The following is a 14,486-nucleotide window of genomic DNA, read 5'->3' on the forward strand; positions in this document are numbered from 1 at the left end:
TCCCGAGGAGACTGTCGAGATGAGTGAGCGACTCCAGCCGGGCGACACCGCCCCTGCCTTCACCCTGCCCGATGCGGACGGCAACGAGGTCTCGCTCGCCGACCGCAAAGGCCGCAAGGTGATCGTGTACTTCTACCCCGCCGCGCTGACGCCGGGCTGCACCAAGCAGGCCTGCGACTTCACCGACAACCTGGAGATGCTGGCCGGGGCCGGCTACGACGTCATCGGCGTGTCGCCGGACAAGCCGGAGAAGCTGGCGAAGTTCCGCGAGAAGGAGCACCTGAAGGTCACCCTCGTCGGCGACCCGGACAAGGCGGTCCTGGAGGCATACGGCGCCTACGGCGAGAAGAAGCTGTACGGCAAGACGGTGACCGGGGTCATCCGCTCCACGGTGATCGTGGACGAGGAGGGCAAGGTCGAGCGCGCCCTCTACAACGTCAAGGCCACCGGCCACGTCGCCAAGATCATCAAGGACCTGGGCATCTGACGCCCGCCCCGCCCCGCAACGGCCCGCACCAATACGGTGCGGGCCGCTCCGCTTATCGGACACATCCACCCGTAACCGTCCGACTATCGATCCGTTACTCCATGCGAGGGCCGCACGCACGGGCGGTGACCGAGAACGGAAGCGAAGGGGTGGGGTGACCGATGCCGGTGACCCGGTACACGCGGGAACGACTCACGGAGGCGGCACGAACGTCGCGGACGCTGAGCGAGGCGCTGGAGCGGCTGGGGACGGACCCGCGCGGCGGCTCCCGCCGCTACGTGCGCGACCTCATGCGCAAGTTCGGGATAGACATCTCCCACTTCGAGAGGGAAGGGGTGAAGTGGACGAAGGAGGTTCTCTCGGAGGCAGTGGCCGCGTCCACGAACATGTACGAGGTCCTGCGCCGTCTCGGCCTCGCGCCGGTCGGCGGCCACCACACCCACATCAGCAGCAAGGTGAGGGCTTTCGGCATCGACACGTCGCACTTCGCACCACCAACGCGCACCGAGCGCATGCGGGACAACGGCCGCCGCCGATCGGCTGACGAGATCCTGCGCGAGGACCGCTCACCGCATGCCAGTCGCGTTCCGAACACACGGTTGCGGCGCGCCCTCCTGGAGACGGGAGTCGAGGAGCGGTGCGCCGACTGCGGCATCGAGGCCGTGTGGCTGGGCGAACCGCTCCCCCTGGAGATCGACCACATCGACGGCGACTGGCACAACAACCGCCGCGAGAACCTGCGCTTCCTCTGCCCGAACTGCCACTCCACCACGGACACTTACCGCGGTCGCGGCAGGAGGCGGCGATGACTACTGCCAAGTCCTACACGCCCGAGATCCTCGCCGAGGCTGCGGCCCGGTGCTCAAGCATCGACGAGGTGATCGACTTCCTCGGCACGAAGAGGTACGCCCGACTGGACAGCTACCTCGTGGGGCGTTTCTGCACCTTCGGCATCGACATCTCACACTTCGGCCGTCGCAAATACGAGCGCCACACAAAGCCTGACAGCGGAGCTATCCGGGAGGCAGTCGCCGCCTCGCACTCACTGGCAGGGACGCTGCGGCGGCTGGGGATCGCCGCGTCCGGAAGTGCGAAGAACTGCCTCAAGCGCTGGATTCACGAGGACGGACTCTCGACCGCACACTTCCTCGGCCAGGCCCACCAGCGCGGCAAGCCTGGGCCCACACCGCTCAGGCCAGCGTCGGACATCCTCATGCACCACGACGGAACACGACGCACCCCGACCCGACTCCTGCGGCGCGCACTCAGAGAAGTCGGCGTCCCGGAATGCTGCAATCGATGCGGTGTGGCCTCGGAGTGGCGGGGCCGCCCCATGACTTTGGAGGTCGACCACATCAACGGCGACTGGAGCGACGACCGGCTCGAAAACCTCCGCTTGCTCTGCCCCAACTGCCATGCGGTGACCGACACCTGGTGCCGGGGAGGCTCCCGCCGTTGACTCCGGCGACCGACCGCCCCCACATACCTTGCCCGGCCGCTAGGATGATGCTTGTCGCGATGCGGCCGTGTCGTAACAGGCAGCCGAGCGGCGCTTAGAACGCCGTGGGAGTAATCCCGTGGGGGTTCGAGTCCCCCCGGCCGCACACAAGAGCGAAGGCCCGCCGCTGGCGGGCCTTCGCCGTACCGGCCCGAGGTCAGCCCAGCAGGTCGCGGATGACCGGGGCCAGGAGGTCAGCCCAGCAGGTCGCGGATGACCGGGGCCAGGGCGCGGAAGGCCTGGCCGCGGTGGGATATGGCGTTCTTCTCGGCCGGGGTCAGTTCCGCGCAGGTGCGGGTGTCGCCCTCGGGCTGGAGGATCGGGTCGTAGCCGAAGCCGCCCGTGCCGACCGGGCTGTGGCGCAGGATGCCCTGCAGGCGCCCCTCCACGACGCGCTCGGTGCCGTCCGGGAGGGCGAGGGCCGCGGCGCAGGCGAAGTGGGCCCCGCGGTGCTCGTCGGCGATGTCGGAGAGCTGGGCGAGGAGCAGGTCCAGGTTGGCCTTGTCGTCGCCGTGGGTGCCGGCCCAGCGGGCGGAGAAGATGCCGGGGGCGCCGTTCAGGACGTCGACGCAGAGGCCGGAGTCGTCGGCGACGGCGGGCAGGCCGGTGGCCTGGGCCAGGGCGTGGGCCTTGAGGAGGGCGTTCTCGGCGAAGGTGACGCCGGTTTCCTTGACGTCCGGGACGTTCGGGTACGCGTCCGCGCCGACCAGCTCGTGGGGCAGGCCGGCGTCGGACAGGATGTGGTGCAGCTCGGCCACCTTGCCCGCGTTGCGGGTGGCGAGGACGAGGCGGGGGGCGGAGGGCGTCGAGGTCATGGCGCCCATTATCGCGGCGCCGCGCCCGTCCCCTCCGGCCCGCCCGGCCCGGGGTCAGCTCGGGGTGCAGACCTTGGAGATTTCCTTCGCGGCGTCGGCGACGGGGGTGACGTCCGGGGCCTTGTTGCCGCTCTGGATGGAGTCGCGGACGTTCTTGACCGCGGTGTTCATCGAGTCGATCGCCTTGCTCAGGTCGGCGTTGTCCGTCTTGTCGCCGATCTTCTTGAGGTTCTGCTCGATCTTGTTCAGGGCGTTCTGGGCGTCCTGCGGGCTGTTGCCGGCGTTGGAGACGGACTGCTGGAGCTCGCCGACGCCGTCGGTGATGGCCACGGCCGTGTTGGCGCAGTCCATGGCCGTCGAGATCGCGTCGCAGGCCGTCAGGGCCGGGAGCGTCAGTGCGGCGGCCACGGCCACGGCGGCTATGCGGAGCTTCATGCGGGTCCCCTCACGAACACGGATATGCAGATGTGCGGATGCACGGCTGTACGTATGTCTGCGGGCGCACGGCTGTGTCACCGTGCGCCCGTTGGTCACAAGGACGCAGGAGTGCGGCGCGTGGTTCTCGCCGCCCGCGCCCCCGGGCGGTGCGGGTCAGAGCTCCTGGGCCAGGGCGCTGTTCTGGATGGCTTCGAGGTCGGCGCAGCCGCCGGCGGCGAGGTCGAGGAGGGCGTTGAGTTCCTTGCGGTCGAAGGGTTCGCCTTCGGCGGTGCCCTGGACCTCGACGAAGCGGCCGTCGCCGGTGCATACGACGTTCATGTCGGTTTCGGCGCGGACGTCTTCCTCGTAGCAGAGGTCGAGGAGGGGGACGCCGTCGACGATGCCGACGCTGACGGCGGCGACGGTGCCGGTGAGCGGCTTGCGGCCGGCCTTGATGAGCTTCTTGCGCTGGCCCCAGGCGACGGCGTCGGCGAGGGCGACGTAGGCGCCGGTGATGGCGGCGGTGCGGGTGCCGCCGTCGGCCTGGAGGACGTCGCAGTCGAGGACGATGGTGTTCTCGCCGAGGGCCTTGTAGTCGATGACGGCGCGGAGCGAGCGGCCGATGAGGCGGGAGATCTCGTGGGTGCGGCCGCCGATCTTGCCGCGTACGGATTCGCGGTCGCCGCGGGTGTTGGTGGAGCGGGGGAGCATCGAGTATTCGGAGGTGACCCAGCCTTCGCCGCTGCCCTTGCGCCAGCGCGGGACGCCTTCGGTGAAGGAGGCGGTGCAGAAGACCTTGGTGTCACCGAAGGAGATGAGGACGGAGCCCTCGGCGTGCTTGCTCCATCCGCGTTCGATGGTGACCGGGCGGAGCTGTTCGGGCGTGCGGCCGTCGATGCGTGACATGGGTCCGAGCCTAGTGGGTGCGGGGGTGCGCGAAGACCCCGTCGGCGGGGCGGGGCGTGCTCCGGGGACGGGGTCTTCGGCGGTCAGCCTGCTCGGCGCGGTCAGCGTGCCCACTGCGCTCGGCGGTCAGCGGGCTCGGCGGGCTCGGCGCGGCGGGGTGGCCGCGGCGAGGGGTGTCACATCATGTCTTCGATCTCGGCGGCGATCGGGTCGGCGTCGGTGCCGATGACGACCTGGACGGCGGTGCCCATCTTGACGACGCCGTGGGCGCCGGCGGCCTTCAGGGCGGCTTCGTCGACGAGGGCGGGGTCGGCGACCTCGGTGCGCAGGCGGGTGATGCAGCCCTCGACTTCCTCGATGTTGTCGATGCCGCCGAGCCCGGCGACGATCTTCTCAGCCTTGGTGGCCATGTGTCTCTCCCTGAGGTCTGCGCAGAACGGGTCTCGGCGGCCCTGGTCCGGCCAGTGCGCTCCGGTTTGTCACGGTAGCCCACTGTTGGCCCAGCTACGCGAGCGCGGGTGTTGCTTGTGCCGAATGATGACGGTCAGCGGCAACCTGCCTTCCGGTGCGGGCTCATGGAACCGCACCGGAGTGGTCTACACCAGTGTGCCGCACGGGCGCACCTGCCTCAAACAGGCCCGCCAGGGAGGTAGCCGATGAGCGCGAGCAGCGCGGCAGCAGCGCCGCGGCAGCAGGGGTGGAACACCCTGTTCCAGGGTCTGCAGAAGATGGGGCGGAGTCTGCAGCTGCCGATCGCGGTCCTGCCTGCGGCGGGGATCCTCAACCGGCTGGGGCAGCCGGACGTGTTCGGCGTGGAGGGCCTGGACTGGCAGGTGGTGGCCAGGGTGATGGCGGGGGCGGGGGGTGCGCTGCTGAACCCGGACCTGGGGCTGCCCCTCCTCTTCTGTGTCGGCGTGGCGATCGGGATGGCGAAGAAGGCGGACGGGTCGACGGCGCTGGCTGCGGTGGCGGGGTTCCTGGTCTACCGGGGGGTGCTGCATGCGTTTCCCAATCCGTGCCCGCCGGGGACGCGGGACATCGGGCCGGGGTGTATCGGGCCGAACGAGACGTTCGTGGAGTTCACGTACCAGAATCCGGGGGTGTTCGGCGGGATCGTGATGGGTCTGCTGTCGGCGTGGTTCTGGCAGCGGTTGCACCGGGTGAAGCTGGTGGACTGGCTGGGGTTCTTCAACGGCCGGCGGCTGGTGCCGATCGTGATGGCGTTCGTGGCGATCGGGTTCGCGGCGCTGTGCCTGTGGGTCTGGCCGCCGGTCGGCGGCGCGTTGGAGAGCTTCTCGGACTGGCTGGTGGGGCTGGGTTCGTGGGGTGCGGGGATCTTCGGGGTGGCGAACCGTGCGCTGCTGGTGATCGGTCTGCACCAGTTCCTGAACGTGCCGATGTGGTTCCAGTTCGGCAGTTACACGAAGCCGGACGGGACGACGGTGCACGGTGACATCAACATGTTCCTGGCCGGGGATCCGGAGGCGGGGCTGTTCCTGACGGGCTTCTTCCCGATCATGATGTTCGCGCTGCCGGCGGCGGCGCTGGCCATCACGCACTGTGCGAAGCCGCGGCGGCGCAAGGAGGTGGGGGGCCTGATGCTGTCGGTGGCGCTGACGTCGTTCGTCACGGGGATCACGGAGCCGCTGGAGTACTCGTTCCTGTTCGTGGCGCCGGCGTTGTACGTGGTCCATGCGCTGCTGACGGGTGTGTCGATGGCGGTGACGTGGGCGGTGGGGGCGAAGGACGGGTTCACGTTCTCGGCGGGGCTGATCGACTACGTCATCAACTGGGGTCTGGCGACGAAGCCGTGGCTGATCATCCCGGTGGGCCTGGGTTTCGCGGTGGTGTACTACGCGGTCTTCCGGTTCGCGATCACGGTGTTCGACCTCCCCACCATGGGGCGGGAGTCGGACGAGGAGATCGACCGGATGGAGCGGGAGAACATCGAGGCGTAGCGCGGCCTGAAGGGCGGTTCCGCCCGCTGCTCCCGTGGCCCGCGGTCCGGCCGGATCCGGGGGCTTCGGCGCGTTCCGGTTCGGTCTTCGGGGAGTCGGGTCGGGGTCCTGCGGGGAGCCGCGGAGAATGTGGTGGACGCCACAAAAAATCGAAGGTTCCTTATCTAACCCTCACCGTGCTACAACTGGTCTACACCACGCCATTGGTGTAGACCACGCGGGCCATTTCCGGGCCCTCGTCACCCCCGAACGAAGACGTCGCCGTCCCCCGTGCTCCTCCGGCGGCGCCTTGCCCTCTGGAGGAAGTTGTGACCACGGTTGCCGCCCCCGCGGCCGAGAAGAAGAAGGGCGCCGACGCGATGGCTGTCATGCAGCGCATCGGCCGCAGCCTCATGCTGCCCGTCGCGGTGATGCCCGCCGCCGCGCTCCTGGTCCGCTTCGGCCAGGACGACATGCTGGCGGGCAAGTCGATGCCGGAGTTCGTCCAGAAGCTCGGCGGCTACATGGCCGCGGGCGGCGACGCCATCCTCGGCAACATGGCCCTGCTGTTCGCCGTCGGCATCGCGATCGGCTTCGCCAAGAAGTCGGACGGCTCCACCGCGCTGGCCGCGGTCACCGGCTACCTGGTCTTCAAAAACGTCCTCGCCACCTTCACCGACGCGAACCTGCCGAAGGTCGCCAAGGTCGTCGACGGCAAGATCGTGAACGTCGAGGCGCCGGTCAACGCGGGCGTCCTCGGCGGCGTCGTCATGGGCATCGTCGTCGCCCTGCTCTACCAGAAGTTCTACCGGACCAAGCTGCCGGACTGGGCGGGCTTCTTCGGCGGCCGCCGCCTCGTCCCGATCCTCTCCGCCTTCGCGGGCCTGCTGATCGGCATCGTCTTCGGTCTCATCTGGCCCGTCCTCGGCACCGGTCTGCACAACCTCGGCGAGTGGCTCGTGGGCTCCGGCGCCGTCGGCGCGGGCATCTTCGGTGTCGCCAACCGCGCGCTGATCCCGATCGGCATGCACCACCTGCTGAACTCCTTCCCGTGGTTCCAGGCGGGCGAGTACAACGGCAAGAGCGGCGACATCGCCCGCTTCCTCGCCGGCGACCCGAGCGCCGGCCAGTTCATGACCGGCTTCTTCCCGATCATGATGTTCGCCCTGCCCGCGGCCTGCCTCGCGATCGTCCACTGCGCCCGGCCCGAGCGCCGCAAGGTCGTCGGCGGCATGATGTTCTCCCTCGCGCTGACCTCCTTCGTCACCGGTGTCACCGAGCCGATCGAGTTCACGTTCATGTTCATCGCCCCGGTCCTGTACGCGGTCCACGCGGTGCTCACCGGTGTCTCGATGGCCCTGACCTGGGCGCTCGGCATGAAGGACGGCTTCGGCTTCTCCGCCGGCCTGGTCGACTTCGTCCTGAACCTCGGCATCGCGACCAACCCGTGGGGCCTGGCGCTCGTCGGCCTGTGCTTCGCGGTCCTGTACTACGCGATCTTCCGGTTCGCGATCACCAAGTTCAACCTGCCGACGCCGGGCCGCGAGTCCGACGAGGAGCTGGCCGAGCTGCAGAAGGCCGAGGCCAAGTAGGCCCCGCCGCCGGCGCCGTACGCCGCGAAGCCCCCGCTCTCCCGGAAGGGAGGGCGGGGGCTTCGCCGTACGTGGGGGCGGCCGCGCGGCCGGGGCGGTCAGACCTCGTAGACGGCGCCCGCGTGCGCGAGGTCGACCGGGCCGGCGTAGACCGCGCGGGCGTCGGAGAGGTTCTGCCGGGGATCCGTCCACGGCGGGATGTGGGTCAGGACGAGCCGGCCGACCCGGCCGCCGTGCGCGTACTCCCCCGCCTCGCGGCCGTTGAGGTGGAGGTCCGGGATGTCCTCCTTGCCGTGCGTGAAGGACGCCTCGCACAGGAACAGGTCCACGCCGTCGGCGAGCTGCGCGAGCTCCGGGCAGACGCCGGTGTCGCCGGAGTAGGCCATCGAGCGGCCGCCGTGCTCGATGCGGATGCCGTACGCCTCGACCGGGTGGCTGACGCGCTCGGTGCGCACCTGGAACGGGCCGATCTCGAAGGTGCCGGACTTCAGCGTGCGGAAGTCGAAGACCTCGCTCATGGAGCGCTCGTCGGGGACGTCCTCGTACGCGGTCGTGAGGCGCTTCTCGGTGCCTTCGGGCCCGTACACGGGGATGGTGCCGCAGCGGCCGCCCTCGTGCCGGTAGTAGCGGGCCACGAAGTACGCGCACATGTCGATGCAGTGGTCGGCGTGCAGGTGGCTGAGGAAGATCGCGTCGAGGTCGTAGAGGCCGCAGTGGCGCTGCAGATCGCCGAGGGCGCCGTTGCCCATGTCGAGGAGCAGCCGGAAGCCGTCGGCCTCGACGAGGTAGCTCGAACAGGCCGATTCCGCGGACGGGAACGACCCCGAGCAGCCGACGACGGTGAGCTTCATGGAGCGAGAACCTCCGGGACGGTCCGTGGACGGAATGCGGGCCGTGCGTGGGTCGAGCGTAAGGCGCGAAAGGTCAGGTCGCTCCTCCGCGGCAGGCCGTTGTGGGGGGAATCACCTGTGGTGTCACCCGGGGGAGCGACGGTGTGCACGGGCGTGCCGGGGCCGTCGGGGGCCGTCCGGGGGTGGTTGCGTGCCGTGGGCGGCGGGCGCGGCTACCGTCGGACTATGGATACGTCCTGGTGGCCCGCGGCCCTCGCGGTGGTCGCCGTGATGCTGTTGGTGCTGGTCGCGGGGCGTCGGCCGGGGATCGACCGGCGGGCGCCGCCGCCGCACGGGCCGGGTCCGGCGCCGCGGCCGCGGGCGGGTGAGCTGTGGATGCTGGCGGACGGGCGGTCGTGCCTGGTGCTGGCGGCGGCTTCCGTACGGGGTCACCGGGCGCGGGTGGCGTGGATCAGCGGGAAGTACGACGACCGGCGGGCCGGGGTGATCCCGCTGCCGCCGGGGACGGTCGGGGTGACGCCGGGCCGGGTGGGCTACCTGGAGGCGGACCGGCCGTCGGAGGTGTGGGTGTGGGAGTTCCGGTCCCGGCTGGGGCTGCTGGACCCCGCGGTGTGGGACGAGGTCAAGGGACTCGGAGGTGGCGGCTGATGGCAGCGGCGGCGGGCGGGGTGCGGGTGCGGCGCGTCTACGATCCGCCGGAGCCGGAGGCGGACGGGGTGCGGGTGCTGGTGGACCGGCTGTGGCCGCGGGGCCTGGCGAAGGCGGCGGCCGCGGTGGACGAGTGGCCGAAGGCGGTGACCCCGTCCGGGGAGCTGCGCACCTGGTACCACGGGGGCGGGGGCACGCCGGAGGAGTTCCGGCAGCGGTACGAGGCGGAGCTGGCGGCCCCGGAGGCGGCGGCGGAGGTGAAGCGGCTGCGGGAGCTGGCGGCCCGCGGCCCGGTGACGCTGCTGACGGCGGTCCGCGATCCGGAGTCGAGCCACGCGGCGGTCCTGGCGGACGTGCTGTCCGGGTAGCCGCGCCGATGCGCTCCGCGGGTGGTGCGGGGTGGTGCCGTGAGGGGCCGGCGATCGTCTGCGGGCCCGTCGTGGCCGGTCGCGCCGTTCCCCGCGCCCCTGCGGGGCGCTGCCGAACCGCGGCCGGTTTCGCCGCGGCCGCTTGGCCGGTGGCCCCGCCGGGCCCGCGGGTGGCGCGGGCCCGGGGGGTCAGGCCCAGAGCTGGTTCTGGACGGCTTCGATGGCCGCTTCGGTCGTCGGGGCGGTGTAGACGCCGGTCGACAGGTACTTCCAGCCGCCGTCGGCGACGACGAACACGATGTCGGCCGTCTCGCCGGCGGCGACGGCCTTGCGGCCCACGCCGATCGCCGCGTGCAGGGCGGCGCCGGTGGAGACGCCGGCGAAGATGCCCTCCTGCTGGAGCAGCTCGCGGGTGCGGGTGACCGCGTCCGCGGAGCCCACCGAGTAGCGGGTGGTGAGGACGGAGGCGTCGTACAGCTCGGGGACGAAGCCCTCGTCGAGGTTGCGCAGGCCGTAGACGAGGTCGTCGTAGCGCGGCTCCGCGGCGACGATCTTCACGTCGGGCTTGTGCTCGCGCAGGTAGCGGCCGACGCCCATGAGGGTGCCGGTGGTGCCCAGGCCCGCCACGAAGTGGGTGACCGAGGGCAGGTCGCGCAGGATCTCCGGGCCGGTGCCGGCGTAGTGGGCGCCGGCGTTGTCCGGGTTGCCGTACTGGTAGAGCATCACCCAGTCGGGGTGCTCGGCGGCGAGTTCCTTGGCCACCCGGACCGCGGTGTTCGACCCGCCCGCCGCGGGCGACGAGATGATCTCGGCTCCCCACATGGTGAGAAGGTCGCGGCGCTCCTGGCTGGTGTTCTCCGGCATGACGCAGACGATCCGGTAGCCCTTGAGCTTCGCGGCCATCGCCAGCGAGATGCCGGTGTTGCCGGAGGTGGGCTCCAGGATCGTGCAGCCGGGGTACAGGCGGCCGTCCTTCTCGGCCTGCTCGACCATGTGGAGCGCGGGGCGGTCCTTGATCGAGCCGGTCGGGTTCCGGTCCTCCAGCTTGGCCCAGATGCGGACGTCCTCGGAGGGCGACAGCCGGGGCAGCCGGACGAGCGGCGTGTTGCCGACCGCGGCGAGCGGGGAGTCGTAGCGCATCAGGCGGCGCCGCCGGCCACCGCGGGGAGGATGGTGACGCTGTCGCCGTCCTTGAGGGGGGTCGCGATGCCCTCCAGGAAGCGGACGTCCTCGTCGTTGAGGTAGACGTTCACGAAGCGGCGCAGCTTGCCGCCCTCGACGATGCGCTCCTCGATGCCCTTGTGGCGCGTCTCCAGGTCCGCGAAGAGCTCGGAAAGGGTGCTGCCCTCACCGCTCACGGCCTTCTCGCCGTCGGTGTAGGTGCGGAGGATGGTGGGGATGCGGACCTCGATGGCCATGGCAGGCTCCAGTGTGAAGTGGTGCGGGGAGGGGTTGAGGGCGCGCGGCTCAAGGCCCCCGCGCGAGGGGCTGTGGTGCTCAGGCGGCAGGACAGATGCTGCTGGCGAGGCGGCACAGGTCGACGTGCAGCCGCGCCACGAGCAGCAGTCTGCCGGGCGTCTCGATGCTCACGTCGGAAGGAACCATGCGGTCATGTTAACGATTCCCGGTCCGGCGTTTGGAGTGTGATCCCGCATCGTGGACGTATCCGGCTCACATCCTGGTCAGTAGGCCTCGACGACCTCGACCTCTTCCTCGGTGACGACGCCGTCGACGATGCGGTACGAGCGGAACTGGAACTCCCCGAGCCCGTCGGTGTCCGCCGTGGAGACGAGGACGTAGTGCGCGCCGGGCTCGTTGGCGTAGGTGAGGTCGGTGCGCGAGGGGTAGGCCTCGGTGGCGGTGTGCGAGTGGTAGACGATCACGGGTTCCTCGTCGCGGTCGTCCATGTCGCGGTACAGCTTCAGCAGGTCCTTGGAGTCGAACTCGTAGAACGTGGGCGAGCGGGCCGCGTTCAGCATGGGGATGAACCGCTCGGGGCGGCCGGTGCCCGCCGGGCCGGCCACGACGCCGCACGCCTCGTCGGGGTGGTCCGCGCGGGCGTGCGCGACGATCCGGTCGTACAGGGCCTGGGTGAGGGTCAGCATGAGCGACAGGATAAGCAGACGGGCCCCCGCGTACCGAGGTGTGGTACGCGGGGGCCCGCATGCTGGACACACGGCCCGTGGGCCGCGGTCCGGGCGCCGGTCAGGCGCCGGTCAGGCGCCGGTCAGATGCCGGTCAGATGCCGGTCAGGCGCTGGTCTTGCCGACCTTGTTGAAGGCGGCTCCGGCCGGGTTGCGGCGCTTGAGCACGAGGTAGGAGACGCCGAGGACCAGCGCCCAGAGCGGGGCGCAGTACAGCGAGACGCGCGCGTCGGCGTCGACGCCCATCATCACGATGACCACGCCGATGAAGGCGAGGGAGAGGCCGCTGGTCCAGGGCGCGCCGGGCGTCGGGAACGGGGAGGCGGGCAGTTCGCCGCGCCGCACCTTGGCCCGGTAGCGGATCTGGCAGACGAGGATGATGATCCAGGCCCACATGCCGGAGATGGTGGCGAAGGAGACGACGTAGTCGAAGGCCTTGCCGGGGGCGACGTAGTTGATCCAGACGCCGACGAGCATCAGGGCGGCGGAGAAGGTGGTGCCGGCCAGCGGGGTGCCGTTCTTCGTCAGCTTGGTGAAGAACTTCGGGCCCTGGCCGTTGAGCGCGAGGTCGCGCAGCATGCGGCCGGTGGAGTACATGCCGGAGTTGCAGGAGGACAGGGCGGCGGTCAGGACGACGAAGTTGACGATCGCGGCGCCGATGCCGAGGCCCATCTTCTCGAAGGCCAGCACGAACGGGCTCTCGCCCGCCTTGAAGTTGGACCACGGGATGACCGACATGATCATGATGAGGGCGCCGACGTAGAAGACGGCGATGCGCCACGGCACGGTGTTGATGGCCTTGGGCAGGGTCTTCTCGGGGTCCTTGGACTCGCCGGCGGTGACGCCGACCAGCTCGACCGCGAGGAAGGCGAACACGACGATCTGGAGCGTCATCAGCGTCTCGCCGATGCCGTTCGGGAAGAAGCCGCGGTCGTTCCACAGGTTGGAGAACGAGGCGCCTGCGGCGGCGTCGGAGAAGCCGATGGTGAGGATGCCGGCGCAGATCAGGATCATGCCGACGATGGCGGTGACCTTGACCATGGAGAACCAGAACTCCAGCTCGCCGAAGAGCTTCACGGAGATCAGGTTGGCGGCGTAGAGGATGACGGTGAAGATCAGTGCGTACGCCCACTGCGGGAAGCTGTCGTGGGTCCAGTACGACATGTATTTGGCCGCCGCGGTGACCTCGGTGATACCGGTGACCACCCAGAAGAGCCAGTAGGTCCAGCCGGTCGCGTATCCCCAGAACGGGCCGAGGAACTCGCGGGCGTAGTCCGAGAAGGAGCCCGAGACCGGGCGGTACATCAGCAGCTCGCCCAGGGCGCGCATGATGAAGAAGATGGCCAGGCCCGCGATGGCGTAGGCCAGGATGAGGCTCGGTCCGGCCTTCGAGATCGCCTTGCCGGCGCCCAGGAAGAGGCCGGTTCCGATGGCTCCGCCGATCGCGATCATCTGGATCTGGCGGGCGCCGAGTGTGCGGTGGTACCCCTCCCCGCCATCGGCCCCGGTTCCCTCGCCGGGTGCCGTGTGGTGCTGCTCGACCTGCGCTGAGGTCATGTTCTGGTGCGCCTTTCTCCATGCCGACCCGCGCCTTGCTGGCTGCGGATCGGGTCCTCGATCCCCCCGGATACGGATGGAGTTGCACGCCGGCGGTCAGCCGGTTCAAGCAGGCCGGCGGGGACATGGGTGGCGCCCCTTCGGCAGTCGTGAAGATCTATCACGGTTCGAGGACGGCCGAAGGGAGTAAAAGTGGCACTGTGCCCGATAAAAACAGGACAAGAGACAAGAAAACGATCAGATCACGGCATGGCGGTGATCTGATCGTTATCCCGATTTGAGCATGTACTGAGGATCTTCAGAGCGTCTCGATCAGTGTCTCCTGGAGGCCGCCGAGCCAGAGGTACGCCATCACCATCGGCTTGCGCGGATCGTCGTCCGGCAGCCGGTAGAGGGCGGCGCTCTCGTCGTCCTCGGTGATGTCCAGCCGGGCCGCGATCGTCAGCCGCAGGTCGTTGAGGGCGCCGAGCCAGCGCAGCGGCAGCTCGCCGGTGAGCTCCAGCACCGCCGCCCCCTCGTCGCCCGGGGTGAGCCCGTCCAGGCTGCGGACGACGGCCAGTGCGTCCTGGCGCTTGCGGGTGCGCAGGTCGTTCTCGGTGAACCGGCGGAACTCGGCCGAGTGGGCCGCGAGCTCCTCCGGGTCCGCGCCCTCCTGCGGGGAGCCGGGGCCGGGGCCGTAGGCGTCGGGGAAGAGGCGGGCGAGCGCCGGGTCGGAGGGGGGCTCGGTGGGACCCTCGGCGAAGAGGGCGGCCAGCGGGTCGGCGTCGGCCTCCGGCTCGGGTGCGCCGGGGCCGATGAGCTCCAGCAGCTGGACGGCGAGGGAGCGCAGGATGGAGATCTCGATCTCGTCCAGCGCGATGGCGGCTCCGCCGCCCCTGCGGGCTTCGAACATTCCGGTGGTCCGCCCCATCACATCCGGTCCTGGGAGAGGGTCGCCCACAGGCCGTAGCCGTGCATGGCCTGCACGTCGCGCTCCATTTCCTCGCGGGTGCCGCTGGACACGACGGCCCGCCCCTTGTGGTGGACGTCGAGCATCAACTTGTGCGCCTTGTCCTTCGAGTAGCCGAAGTACGCCTGGAACACGTACGTCACGTAGCTCATGAGGTTGACCGGGTCGTTGTGCACCAGAGTCACCCAGGGGACGTCGGGTTCGGGGACCGCGGATGCCTCTTCGGCCGATTCGGTGCGTTCGATCTCAATGGGAGCAACACTCACCCGTCCCATGCTGCCACTGTGACGGGCCCGTCGCACAAACGGGACCCACAT

At 70.0% G+C, this 14,486-nt stretch carries 19 protein-coding genes and 1 tRNA gene; 8 read left to right on the forward strand and 12 right to left on the reverse strand.

Annotated features, from left to right (window positions below; all coding sequences use genetic code 11):
- Positions 1-19 precede the first annotated feature (19 nt).
- The 4 genes from bcp (at position 20) to ACIQUT_RS19225 (ending at position 2,091) form a co-directional block, all read left to right on the forward strand.
- Positions 20-487: a thioredoxin-dependent thiol peroxidase gene (gene bcp, locus ACIQUT_RS19210; RefSeq protein ID WP_403564103.1), complete on the forward strand. Its 468-nt coding sequence runs from the start codon at positions 20-22 to the stop codon at positions 485-487.
- A gap of 161 nt (positions 488-648) precedes the next feature.
- Positions 649-1,296 carry an HNH endonuclease signature motif containing protein gene (locus ACIQUT_RS19215; protein WP_403564104.1) on the forward strand — a complete coding sequence of 216 codons (648 nt, stop codon included), beginning with the start codon at positions 649-651 and terminating at the stop codon, positions 1,294-1,296.
- Positions 1,293-1,946 carry an HNH endonuclease gene (locus tag ACIQUT_RS19220; RefSeq protein WP_403564105.1) on the forward strand — a complete coding sequence of 218 codons (654 nt, stop codon included), beginning with the start codon at positions 1,293-1,295 and terminating at the stop codon, positions 1,944-1,946. Before ACIQUT_RS19215 ends, ACIQUT_RS19220 begins: the two co-directional genes overlap by 4 nt.
- Positions 1,947-2,007: 61 nt before the next feature.
- Positions 2,008-2,091, forward strand: a tRNA-Leu gene (locus ACIQUT_RS19225).
- Positions 2,092-2,179: 88 nt separating this feature from the next.
- Here ACIQUT_RS19225 and rdgB read toward each other — a convergent pair.
- From rdgB to ACIQUT_RS19245, 4 genes are all read right to left on the reverse strand, one after another.
- Positions 2,180-2,800: an RdgB/HAM1 family non-canonical purine NTP pyrophosphatase gene (gene rdgB / locus ACIQUT_RS19230; RefSeq protein WP_403564106.1), complete on the reverse strand. Its 621-nt coding sequence runs from the start codon at positions 2,798-2,800 to the stop codon at positions 2,180-2,182.
- Between the two features lie 54 nt (positions 2,801-2,854).
- Positions 2,855-3,235, reverse strand: a complete 381-nt coding sequence (locus ACIQUT_RS19235) for a hypothetical protein (RefSeq protein ID WP_403564107.1) — start codon at positions 3,233-3,235, stop codon at positions 2,855-2,857.
- A gap of 156 nt (positions 3,236-3,391) precedes the next feature.
- Positions 3,392-4,123 carry a ribonuclease PH gene (rph, locus tag ACIQUT_RS19240; RefSeq protein ID WP_403564108.1) on the reverse strand — a complete coding sequence of 244 codons (732 nt, stop codon included), beginning with the start codon at positions 4,121-4,123 and terminating at the stop codon, positions 3,392-3,394.
- Positions 4,124-4,299: 176 nt separating this feature from the next.
- Positions 4,300-4,533 (reverse strand): PTS glucose/sucrose transporter subunit IIB, encoded by a 234-nt coding sequence (locus ACIQUT_RS19245; RefSeq protein ID WP_179175925.1) that lies wholly within the window; start codon positions 4,531-4,533, stop codon positions 4,300-4,302.
- 246 nt (positions 4,534-4,779) lie between these two features.
- Here ACIQUT_RS19245 and ACIQUT_RS19250 point away from each other — a divergent pair, with 246 nt between their 5' ends.
- Together ACIQUT_RS19250 and ACIQUT_RS19255 are read left to right on the forward strand one after the other, a co-directional pair.
- On the forward strand, positions 4,780-6,081 hold the full coding sequence (locus tag ACIQUT_RS19250) for a PTS transporter subunit EIIC (protein WP_403564109.1): 1,302 nt from the start codon (positions 4,780-4,782) through the stop codon (positions 6,079-6,081).
- A gap of 359 nt (positions 6,082-6,440) precedes the next feature.
- The gene (locus tag ACIQUT_RS19255) at positions 6,441-7,652 is read left to right on the forward strand and encodes a PTS transporter subunit EIIC (protein WP_403564208.1); all 1,212 of its coding nucleotides are present in this window, start codon (positions 6,441-6,443) and stop codon (positions 7,650-7,652) included.
- A 98-nt stretch (positions 7,653-7,750) separates the two neighbouring features.
- Here ACIQUT_RS19255 and ACIQUT_RS19260 read toward each other — a convergent pair whose 3' ends face one another.
- Positions 7,751-8,503 (reverse strand): MBL fold metallo-hydrolase, encoded by a 753-nt coding sequence (locus ACIQUT_RS19260; RefSeq protein WP_403564110.1) that lies wholly within the window; start codon positions 8,501-8,503, stop codon positions 7,751-7,753.
- A gap of 225 nt (positions 8,504-8,728) precedes the next feature.
- On the opposite strand from ACIQUT_RS19260, the gene ACIQUT_RS19265 reads away from it, so the two are divergent.
- Complete coding sequence (locus tag ACIQUT_RS19265; RefSeq protein WP_403564111.1) at positions 8,729-9,151, forward strand: hypothetical protein; 423 nt, start codon at positions 8,729-8,731, stop codon at positions 9,149-9,151.
- A complete protein-coding gene (locus ACIQUT_RS19270) occupies positions 9,151-9,519 on the forward strand; it encodes a DUF488 domain-containing protein (RefSeq protein ID WP_403564112.1) in 369 nt (122 codons plus the stop codon). Before ACIQUT_RS19265 ends, ACIQUT_RS19270 begins: the two co-directional genes overlap by 1 nt.
- 189 nt (positions 9,520-9,708) lie before the next feature.
- Here the strand turns inward: ACIQUT_RS19270 and ACIQUT_RS19275 are convergent, their stop codons facing one another.
- The 7 genes from ACIQUT_RS19275 to clpS form a co-directional block, all read right to left on the reverse strand.
- The gene (locus ACIQUT_RS19275) at positions 9,709-10,659 is read right to left on the reverse strand and encodes a PLP-dependent cysteine synthase family protein (RefSeq protein ID WP_403564113.1); all 951 of its coding nucleotides are present in this window, start codon (positions 10,657-10,659) and stop codon (positions 9,709-9,711) included.
- Entirely contained in the window at positions 10,659-10,937 is a 279-nt protein-coding gene (locus ACIQUT_RS19280) for a MoaD/ThiS family protein (RefSeq protein ID WP_403564114.1), read from the reverse strand. Before ACIQUT_RS19280 ends, ACIQUT_RS19275 begins: the two co-directional genes overlap by 1 nt.
- Before the next feature lie 79 nt (positions 10,938-11,016).
- Entirely contained in the window at positions 11,017-11,124 is a 108-nt protein-coding gene (locus tag ACIQUT_RS19285) for a putative leader peptide (RefSeq protein ID WP_403564115.1), read from the reverse strand.
- Between the two features lie 77 nt (positions 11,125-11,201).
- Positions 11,202-11,624: a Mov34/MPN/PAD-1 family protein gene (locus tag ACIQUT_RS19290; protein WP_403564116.1), complete on the reverse strand. Its 423-nt coding sequence runs from the start codon at positions 11,622-11,624 to the stop codon at positions 11,202-11,204.
- Between the two features lie 144 nt (positions 11,625-11,768).
- Positions 11,769-13,220 (reverse strand): amino acid permease, encoded by a 1,452-nt coding sequence (locus ACIQUT_RS19295; RefSeq protein WP_403564117.1) that lies wholly within the window; start codon positions 13,218-13,220, stop codon positions 11,769-11,771.
- A gap of 298 nt (positions 13,221-13,518) precedes the next feature.
- Complete coding sequence (locus ACIQUT_RS19300; protein WP_403564118.1) at positions 13,519-14,130, reverse strand: DUF2017 domain-containing protein; 612 nt, start codon at positions 14,128-14,130, stop codon at positions 13,519-13,521.
- Complete coding sequence (clpS, locus tag ACIQUT_RS19305) at positions 14,130-14,444, reverse strand: ATP-dependent Clp protease adapter ClpS (RefSeq protein WP_179175915.1); 315 nt, start codon at positions 14,442-14,444, stop codon at positions 14,130-14,132. The genes ACIQUT_RS19300 and clpS overlap by 1 nt, the downstream gene beginning before the upstream one ends.
- Positions 14,445-14,486: the final 42 nt, after the last annotated feature.

This window comes from Streptomyces sp. NPDC090445 (assembly GCF_044769385.1).
Lineage (GTDB): Bacteria > Actinomycetota > Actinomycetes > Streptomycetales > Streptomycetaceae > Streptomyces.